This is a genomic window from Liberiplasma polymorphum, from assembly GCF_043951795.1.
Lineage (GTDB): Bacteria > Bacillota_I > Bacilli_A > Izemoplasmatales > Izemoplasmataceae > Liberiplasma > Liberiplasma polymorphum.
This window is the reverse complement of the sequence record NZ_JBIOAG010000054.1, coordinates 1-10,556: the sequence shown is the minus strand read 5'-3', so window position 1 is coordinate 10,556 and position 10,556 is coordinate 1. Positions and strand designations below refer to the sequence as shown.

The following is a 10,556-nucleotide window of genomic DNA, read 5'->3' as shown; positions in this document are numbered from 1 at the left end:
GATGTTTATTAACTTACTTTTAATAAAATTAGCCCCTATCGGTAACACATCGTATTCCCTAGTAACGTAGGTTGATTCATCGAACTCATTTACTAATTTATATAAATCATTCTTATAAATATCAAAACGTTCTCTAACTGTTTTATGAGGGTATTTTGATGCAATAAACTCTGAGTTGACATAAGCATCATTTTTTTCATAGAATAATTTATTATTATTGTTGTAGAAAAATCCACCAGATAAACGTTTAGTACCGTGCTCTAATAGGTAGGTAAATGATGTTCGACTGCCTTTTTTATCGTACTGTTCTAATGTTAATTGATTTAACTGATTTTTTGGAAATTTAGTTTTAAAATATTCTATTTCTTTTATGTAGGTCATATCTAAATCTCTATGCCTATTTTCCGATACATATGTTTTGAATAAATAGAAACGATCATACAACTCTTTTACTTTGTTTGCATCAAAACCTTCTTTAGATTTCCATTCTTTTGGGCCTGCAGCCGCTCTTCCACCAATGACTGCAGCTGCTGCAGATAAACTATTAAATGTAAAGTCATCTATTAAAATATAATCCTCAACGATTGGACTAGCAATCAGTTTTTGTCTCAACTTATAATAAGTATGATCAAAAAAACTATCAGCAACTTCTTTTTCTAAAACAGCACCTTTTTTCACGGTTATTTCTTGAGTTTTTGTGTCCATAATACCTTCTGCTTTTGCGTTTTTCATGCGTAAATACATAGTTACTAATTTTTCCATAGAATCTCCTCTTAAAATTAATCTTCTATTTTTTCATGCAAGTCATCGTTTGAGATATCAATCTCTAATTCAAAAGTTAACTCTGGTAAAGCAATTAAATATTCTTGTTCTTTTTCCATATCAAACCAATAAATAATATGTCTAATTTTTGCAGTCTCTAATTTATAACCTTGTTCTTTTAAATCTTGAATCTTTTGCTTGAATGTTTTAGAAAATCTAAGTACTTTTTTACCCTCATGTAATAAGTACTCATCTTCAGCTAGGTCTAACAAGTATCCATTTTTAAGTTTGCGAATATAGTATTGCGTAAATTCAAATAAACCTAAAGAAACATCAGAGTGTGATAGAAGAAAAACTAATCTAGTTGGTTTATCATATGTTTTGTTTACATCATAGTATTTAGTTGCATATTCTTTATATCCATCAAAGTGATTGCCGCAATAATGGATATATAGATTTGATTTCGCTCTAGTCATTCCTACATAAAGAAGTCTTTTCTCTTCAATATCCAACTCATTTACTCTATCATATAAAATAAATACATTATCAAACTCTCTACCTTTAGCTTTATGCAGTGTTGAAACAAGTATGGTATTAGATTCTATAAACTCTTCATACGTTGACTCAAATAAAAATTCTTTGAAATCGGATAAATATTTATTTTCTGGATACTCATTTTGAAACTTTTTAATTATTTTACTAACTACATCAAACTCAGAGCTTGTCGAGTAAAATCTTTTTAGTGAGTGATAAGAAGCTTTCCAAACATCATTTGTAATAATAGAAAGATTACCCTCAGGATTAATCAATTCCATGAAATATCTAATTTCTCTAATGTTATGGAGTTTTATCTCTATGTTCGACTGAATCAGCTTAGCATTCAATCCTTCTTTAATTAATAATCCAGTTATCTGTATTGCTTGCGCATTAGTACGGGTTAAAACAGCTGTAGACCCTTTTAAGTTCAAATTAATAACGTGCTTAGAAATTGGTGTTTCTAGATTGCTTCCTTGATGTTTAAATAACTCTAAAGTTCCATTGATTGCTTGTTTTGATACGATTTCTTTACTTTTCATTCTGTTATCAATGGACTGCACAAAGTAATTACTGAACTCAACTAAGTTCTTTAAACTTCTATAATTTTCGGTTAATTCATAAAATGCAGCGTTATCAAGTCGTAAGTGATTTAGGTACTCACTTGAAGATCCTCTAAATCCATAAATATTTTGATCATCATCACCTACTGCAATAATTCTTAAGTTTTCATTAAATTCTTTTAATAATTGAACAAGTTCATATTCTATTGCATCCATATCTTGAGCCTCATCAATAACAAGTACCATTTTAGTTATTTTTGATGTGTCAACTTCATTGTTACTAATTAATTCAATTGCATTTTTTATAACATTTTCAGACTTTTCAATGGTTCCCATTTTTCCTAGTATATCGAAGCAAAAAGAATGAAAGGTTTTAATATCAATATAATATGCTGCGCTACCTATTAAATCAATTAATCTTGACTTAAACTCACTTGCTGCTGAACGTGAAAAAGTTAACATTAGAAGTTGTTCTTTTCTAATGTCTTCCATTAATAGTATCGAGGCTAATTTATGCACTAATATTCTTGTTTTACCACTTCCTGGACCTGCCGCGACCACAATGGTTTGACTATTGTGATCATTTACGATGTTTCTTTGTTTTAATGATAATCCCCCAAATAGTTTTTCGAATTTTGAAGGTGAGATATTTCGATCAAGATTTACTTTTTTATCACCTTTAAAATATCTTAAAATAAAATCTTTATACTCTAACTTGAAATAGTCGTCAACAAATTTTAAAGCCGACTCATAATCATCGACCATTTTGGCTGCATATTCTCCAACAATATGTATTTGTTGCATTTTCACTCTATAAAACTGCTCTAATTTTTCAAAATCTTTCTTTGTATATTTTTTTTGAACATTCTTTTCAGTTCTCTCAATAAACATTGGACTATATAACACTAAAAATCCGCCTTCTATCGTAATAGCGTCGATTTTTTTTAGGTAATATAGTGAATCTTCAAAATCTTGAACTGAATATACTTTCTCAAATAGACTCCCTTGTTTATGAAATGCGTTTTTAAGTTCAACCACTGAAAATTGAACTTGAATAATTTCATCATTTTTCGAATCTACTTTCCTGCTCTTATCACTAATATATTGAAGAATAAATCGAGAAATTTCATATTTATTATTTATGCTTTCAAGTACATCTTCTTTAGAATCGGATAATTTCAGTCTAACTGAGTCTTTATTTTTTCTTTTTTTAATTACTTTAATTATTTCTAAGTAATTTAATAGACTACCAATTACTTTTACAGAAGATTTAATTTGTTGCTCTATCGCTGCTTCATTCAATTCTTTAAGATTAAAAATATGTTCATCCTCAGATAGTTCGTTCACTAAAAATTTCTCTAATGAGTAACTTACATCCAATTGTCTTATTAATGTATTTTCATTCGGTGTATTTTTTAAGTAACAAACCAAATCTTTAAAATCATCTAGTAATTTAATCTCTTTAAAATAATTTATAATCTTTACAACATCTTCTTTTGGAATACCTAAATAGTCAGATAAATAGTCTACCCTTGATTCTGATTCTACATCGCGGCCTCTTTTTGAATATTTACTAGAGATTAAACTCTTTATAATTCTTTTTGAATTGATTCTATCTTCCTCTGGAATTATCGATGAACTATCAATGATTTTGTTTGCTTGTTCGACATTTTCTGCTAATATACTATTTGCGAAAACTCTAGCGTTATTTTGCTTACGTTTTAAGTAACCTACGTCTTCTAATGCTGCTATCGCAGTTCTAACACGTGTTTCTACATCTCTTATTTCTTCATCCCATCCAGCATTTTTAGCGATTTCTAATGCTGACTGTGAAACACTATTTCTGATTTTAGTAACCTGCTTAATTGCACGCCATATTTGCTGCACTTCTTGGATATTTAGTTTTGATTGATGATGTAACTGAAAATGTTTATCTAAATCATTTTCATTGTATAAAATAAAGCAGTCTGCATTTATTTTTTCATCTCTACCTGCTCTTCCAGATTCTTGAACATAATTTTCAAGTGAATCTGATATTTCATAGTGGATTACCATTTCAACGTCTTTCTTATCTACACCCATGCCAAACGCCGAAGTTGCGACCATCACTTTAGCAATTCCTTGCATAAATCTGTCTTGTTCTTGTATTTTATCTTCTTTATCCATTTGTCCATGAAACTTAGCTGACAAATAACCATCACTATTCAATCTATCATTTAAATTATCAACCGTTTTTGTTCTTGCGGCATAAATAATAGTAAAGCAATCTCTTTGCTCTAGCAGTCTTCTAAGTGTTTGATATTTATCCTCACTGTCTTTTACGTTATATACTTTGTAGCGAAGATTTTTTCTTGCACTGTTAGAAGTGATTTTTTCCATTTCAATATCTAATTTATTTCTGAAATAATTTTCTATATCATATATTACATCTTTTTTAGCAGTTGCGGTAAAGCAAGAGACAGGAATTTTTTTATTATTGTTTTTCTTCTCTTGAATAAGTTTTATAAACTCACCGATATATAAATAATCTACTCTAAAATCATGGCCCCAAGTTGAAAAACAGTGCGCTTCATCTATAACGAACCTAGCTATATCTCTTGATAATAATAATCGCTCAATAGTTTTAGATCTTAAAGATTCTGGAGCAATATATAATATGCTAACTTCTCCATCTAAGACTCTGTTAATTTCGTGTAATCTTTCTATTGGATCAAGTAATCCACTAATAGCAGCTGCTTGGGTTATAAGTTTTTCTTCTAAATTGTCTACTTGATCTTTCATTAATGATTGAAGTGGTGAAATGACAACAGTTAGTGATCTGGTGAGTTCACCTCTCATTAAAGCTGGTAACTGGTACGTTAATGATTTACCTCCACCAGTAGGGAAGACGGTAATCATTGATTTATTTCTTATTGCAGCATCTACTGCCATTTCTTGTAGAGGAAGTCCATCAAAAGTTTTGAAGTCATCATAACCAAAATAATTACTAAGTGCATTTTTTGCGTTTAAATGATGATTACAGTAGTTACAATTTTGATCACACGGGTTACTTCTTAGAAGAAGCATAATTTCCTCACATTTAGGAAACTGATGTAATACCCAGGAAGGAAATAACGAATCAGTATTCGTATTTATCAAGGCTAAAGCGTATGCTAATTCTACAGGATTGTTCTTAATCATAGAAGTAAGATTAACATGACTACAGACTTTGTCTTCATAGTGTTCCGTTATTAAAGACTCCAAATTAAATGTTAAGTTATAATCATATTTTATGGCATTAAAAAAAGCCGAAAATCCATCAACGTCTTTAAGAAGCGCATAAAAAATATTTTTTATACCCTTGGTCAAAGCATTAAAAGCATCTACTTCACTATCGTAAAGTACTTTTGTCTGCTTCGAATCTATTAAAGGATTGTTTGAATCTTCTGGCTGTAGTTTATGATCTTTAACTAATGCATGGTAAGGTTTTTGAGGAAATAGTAATGTAGATAAATATAATGTATCAATAACTTTTGAAGCCCTAATAAGTTCATAGCCCGCAGTATGATTAATATAATTAATATCATGATTTAAGGCATTATGGCCACAATAAAAATCCGCTTTTTTTACAAGCTTAGCTATTTTTTTAAAGTCTACACTATGTACTTCTTTTCTCTCGTTGTCTACTATACATCCATAATCTATAATTTTTTGGGATTTAGGATCAACTTCAACATCAAAGAATAAAATCATGTGACTTATCCCCCTATAAATTAACCATTATCATAACAATACATACTTTATTTTATCATAATTAGAATAATTATTTGACACATTATTGATATAATACTATCCCTATAAAAAAGGTTAAGATCGAAATGATTATCTTAACCTTTATATTAGACTTTTGTATTTTGCGATTTAAGCATTAAAGCCACTTTTGTAATTACTTTTCTTCTCACAGTTTTACTATAAGACTCATAACACATAATCTTTACTAAAAAGATTATTTTCTGCCTCTTACAATTCTATCTAAATCTTCTACAGATATAGAATCATCTTTGATTCTATGAATCATCCTATGACAATTAGAACACAAAGGTACTAAGTCATATTTGGGATCAACTATAGTTTCACCATCAATTTTATATAATGGCTTCTTATGATGAATTTCTATAAATCCTTCGCCTCTTTCACCATATACTTCATAAAAATCAAATCCACATACTCTGCATTTTGTTCCATGGTACTCAATTGCATGTTTTCTTAATGTTGCATTTCTTTCATACTTAGTGCCATAATACTCAACCTTTTTACCTTCTTTATATTCAGATTCAAAATCATTTAAAGCGTCATTTTCTAATGTAAAAAGATTAATTACTTCAACAGCATATCTATTTTCATCTAACTTTTCAAATCTAACTTCTGGTAAGTTATCTAAATGTTCTTTGTTTACTATTTTTTTAACTATACTTCCAATATTCTTTTCTATAACATTTGTAAACTGCTTTTCCCACGAAATTGAGTACTCATTTTTAGTTTGGCTACGGGCTGCTTTAGTAATTTTCGCTTTATAGTTGTTATTATGATAAATAAGTTTTACATCTTTTGACTTTATATTACTAGAAATATCAATGAAAAAATCTCTAAACTCAAATGGAATATGACTTTGACTATACTTTAAACATGATAAGTCAATAGATTTAAATATGAGTTTATTAGATATTTTCCTCCAAGAATCAACAACTGAATACTCTAAATAATGGCTTAGACCTATTTTTTGAATGATTTCTAAAGCTTTTTGATTGGCTTTATCATTATTTTTCCAACAACCAGGAGCAGTATTTATCCAGTAATCATTATTTCTTTGAATTTATATTATTAAATTGTCCTCGGATGACGCTTGCTTGAAAATCTATATAGTCCTTAGGTAAATTGTTATCTTTTATTGATGGCGGAAAAACTTTAACTAAGTTGTTTTCAATCAGTTGTAAAGTTAACGCTTCATCAGGGATTTCCGACAAGAAATACATAACAACTAGCAATCGTTCTTGATTATTAAGATTTTTAAAAGCTTCATATAAATGATCCACTAGATAATTCGGAATACCTATTAGTTTCATTTTTTTATCTCCAAATTAAAATAACTAAAAATTGTTCTAATTAGGGCTATACCAGAAATACTTGAAATGGTTTTATAGTTAAAATTAGATACTAAGAAATCTAATGTCACAAACATATTTTTTTATAAAAGTAAAGTTTTAACTTAGACAGCTGTGATAGATTTCTTCAACATCAATACTTTCTAAAAAATCATTTAAGGTTTCTACCGCTTTTAGACAAATAATCATTTCATCAATGTAGTTGTGAAATGGTTCTTTAAAATCAATTTTAGGTACACTTATTCTTATACTAATTGATTTATTTGTCTTAATAACTTCCATTTCATCATGGAGTTTATCTTTAATATGACTTTTAACTGTTTTAATATGTTCTCCAAGTTTACTTAAAGTCAAATCAACAAAACCTCTATCTGATTTATGGGCAATTCTAACATATTTATAGGCTGTATTAAACCACGGCCATGTTGCATTCGCCCCTCTAGATCCTTTTACTTCATTAAGCACTAAATGTGGAAAATACTTATTTTTAAAACTATAATATTCTTGCCAAAACAAGGTTACTGCTTCATCTTCAATTGGTGTATATCCACTTTGCTTTTTAACAATAGCATTTTTTACTAGAACCTCTTTAAATCGGTATCTAGTTTCTTTTTGACATGATAGGTATTCTAGAATTTCTTCATATGAAACTTTGTTAGGGTATTTAGATGCCTCATAATTTGTGTTCAAATATAGCTCCGGAGCTGCAATAAAAACATGATATGAATCAAATAAGCCTTGATCAATAAGTTTTAGTGCTCTTTTTTCATATCTTTCATATTGTTTAGGCATAGCGATTGCATCTATCTTGTTTTCTATCAATAACCCTATCTTTTCATTTGGGGTTTCTAATATAAATACAATGTCTGATTCGCCATAGGTTACATCCACCATAGAATGATATGCTTTTAAGATATTATAATCTTTTACAAATAACTTTTTGGTAAAAATATCGGAAAACTTCTTACTATTTAGGAACTCTTCTATAATTAACAAATCTATGTCTTTTTCAGATATATAATTCACTTCAATATTATCATTCATTATTTTCACACCTTTTATCTATGGTAGTCTAAATACTCAAACTTAATTGCAATTTTCTCTTTATATTTATGATAAAATTTTAATAGTAAATTATCTAATGTTTTTGGAGATAACTATACATTATGATGCTTTTTTATATCGTTGTTTAAAATATACATTTTAATAACAAACTTAGTGTATTCATTGTCAAATTTAGAAAAGGGAATAAAAAACTTTAGTTGCAAACTTGCAAGTTTATTTACTTACTTAAGTCTGCTTCTATATGTAATCATTGATTTTCTGTTTTTTTATGCTTCCATTTCATTAAATCCTCTAATTAGTTTTACATTTTGCTTTATCCCAGTGTTTATGTAATCTTCTGTTATAGGTTTCATTTTACCTAAGTTACATTTATTATTTATTGTCCTTATTACAGTTTCTTTATTTGCTCTTTATGATTTATAACAAAAACTATAATATGCTCGTGTTTAATTTCAGGTCTGCTTCTATTAATGATTTTACAAGAATCATACATAGATAGATTAGTGAGAAAATCAATTTCATTAGAAAAGGGTATCTCATAGCCCTGAACATCAAAGTAATTATTAAGTACACAAATCGACCTTCTATCATCTGCAAGTATATCAATAATTTCGTTATAATCCAACTTTTCGGTGCCATGAGAAAACATTTTATAGAATAATAATGATCCGAAAATAGCTTTTCCTTTACTTACATTCAAGTTGTTTTTTATCTTTTTGAAACCATATGTTAACATTGCAGCATTTAAAAACAAGCATTTCTCTTTAGATGGTAAGTGCTCCAAAATACTTTTACTTTCATTAGTCTTTATTTCACCATCTTCATGAACTGATAAATCTTTTTCAGATTCTAACTTCTGTATTTTAGGTCCGAATACTTCTAATATTTGATCATCACTTTTTCCAACACTTAAATCATCACTTGCAGATGTAAGATTATTTCTTATCTCTGCAGATCTTGAAACTATTGTTCTATCAGCATCATTATATTCATCATAAATATCATTATATTAATCATAAATATCATTATATGTAAGTGAGTTTTGTTTTTTAGTTTTTACGAAAATAAACTAAAATTCTATATCTATTGAAACCAACCTGTACATTAAGATTATAAGTTCTCTAGAACCAGCTATCTTCTTTCGTAATTAATAGCAATTATGCACCAGCTTTTAATTCAACAAGACAGGATATATCCATGTCTTGTTTTAGAAACTTATACGCCTTTTTGCTTATTTTACCTTTAACAGAGCTTCGCTTACAATCGATTCGTACCTCTTGTCAACAACTTCAACACTAACATCATCTCCATATGCATCCGTTCTTTTTTCAATTATAGTTGCAGGAGAAATGTCGTTTTCAATTAAAAAGAATATCAAATCTTCTTCGTAGATTCCCCATTGATCACGTCTATAAAGCATTCTATCCAATCTGTATTCACCATTTGCGCTATATGACTCTGATAGTTTCTCTCTAAACTCTATTTTTTGAGTATTACTTAAACTTTGATAATGGACTCCACAAGTAACAATTTGATTTGCATTACTAATTTCGCACTTTAAAATATAATCACTTAATAGTTTGTAATTTCCATTCTTAAATTCTTCGTAAAAATCTATTGCACAAATTTTGCTCTTATTATTTATAAACTTATTGTACTGAACTGTATTGAACTTATCATTGAATCTTATAGTAGTTTCTATATCTAAACCTTTAGTAATAATACTAAAATAGTCTTTACCATTGTCGTGAATGATTTGATCAGCTCCAATAAAACTCTCAAGAAACTTCTCATCCGGATTTATAAAAAACTCTTTAACTTGACTATCATTAAGCAATTCTTCGTAGTATGGATGATTTGCAATGTTAAATGTTCCATCATTTAGTAAAGTACAATACTGAATAAGTAATCTATAAACACTTTCTCCTAATACTTCCCTCAACAAATTATCACTAATACTGCTAAATGTTCCCATATAATAATGTTTTGCAATTAAGATCGGATTAAGATCAGTTAAATACTTGCTTTGATTTTCGACCATCATTAATAGTACTTTTTTGACTTGTTCTTCGTTTAATTTTTCAAATATACCATCTTTATTCAAATTAAATATCTTATTTTCAAAAAGCGTATCAATGATACTTGGATTAGGTTTATTAAAATATCCTTCTTTAATTAAACTTATAGTTGATTCGTTTAGTTCAATATCCATCGATCTCATCAATTTTTTTAAAATTATCTTTTTGAACACTCTCCATGAAAACATCTAGTTTCTGTTTTACATCCATTAAATAGTCCCCCTTAAAGTTAAACATACATATTTTAATTATATAGCATGCTTCAAGTAAATCTAGCTTTTCTTTTATGTAAATGTCAATAGCGTTTTGAAAATGTTGTTTTATAGCGGAATGAAATTTCCTAAAATTCTACATTTTAACACCGCTATATACACATGGCTAAAAACTTAAAAATGGTCCTTTTCCATAACATA

The 10,556-nt window shown here is 28.4% G+C and carries 7 protein-coding genes; all 7 read right to left on the bottom strand.

The window, feature by feature from the left end; translation table 11 throughout:
- Positions 1 to 762 (bottom strand): DUF4357 domain-containing protein (locus ACHAJD_RS09335; protein ID WP_435585599.1); only part of this gene is annotated, 762 nt, incomplete at its 3' end.
- A 17-nt stretch (positions 763 to 779) separates the two neighbouring features.
- On the bottom strand, positions 780 to 5,591 hold the full coding sequence (locus ACHAJD_RS09330; RefSeq protein WP_435585598.1) for a RecQ family ATP-dependent DNA helicase: 4,812 nt from the start codon (positions 5,589 to 5,591) through the stop codon (positions 780 to 782).
- A 253-nt stretch (positions 5,592 to 5,844) separates the two neighbouring features.
- Positions 5,845 to 6,093, bottom strand: coding sequence for an HNH endonuclease (locus ACHAJD_RS09325; RefSeq protein WP_435585600.1), 249 nt, complete (start codon positions 6,091 to 6,093; stop codon positions 5,845 to 5,847).
- A gap of 604 nt (positions 6,094 to 6,697) precedes the next feature.
- A complete protein-coding gene (locus tag ACHAJD_RS09320) occupies positions 6,698 to 6,961 on the bottom strand; it encodes a hypothetical protein (protein WP_435585597.1) in 264 nt (87 codons plus the stop codon).
- Between the two features lie 138 nt (positions 6,962 to 7,099).
- On the bottom strand, positions 7,100 to 8,044 hold the full coding sequence (locus tag ACHAJD_RS09315; protein ID WP_435585596.1) for a hypothetical protein: 945 nt from the start codon (positions 8,042 to 8,044) through the stop codon (positions 7,100 to 7,102).
- Between the two features lie 409 nt (positions 8,045 to 8,453).
- Complete coding sequence (locus tag ACHAJD_RS09310; RefSeq protein ID WP_435585595.1) at positions 8,454 to 8,849, bottom strand: hypothetical protein; 396 nt, start codon at positions 8,847 to 8,849, stop codon at positions 8,454 to 8,456.
- Positions 8,850 to 9,296: 447 nt separating this feature from the next.
- The gene (locus ACHAJD_RS09305) at positions 9,297 to 10,277 is read right to left on the bottom strand and encodes a hypothetical protein (protein WP_435585594.1); all 981 of its coding nucleotides are present in this window, start codon (positions 10,275 to 10,277) and stop codon (positions 9,297 to 9,299) included.
- Positions 10,278 to 10,556 lie beyond the last annotated feature (279 nt).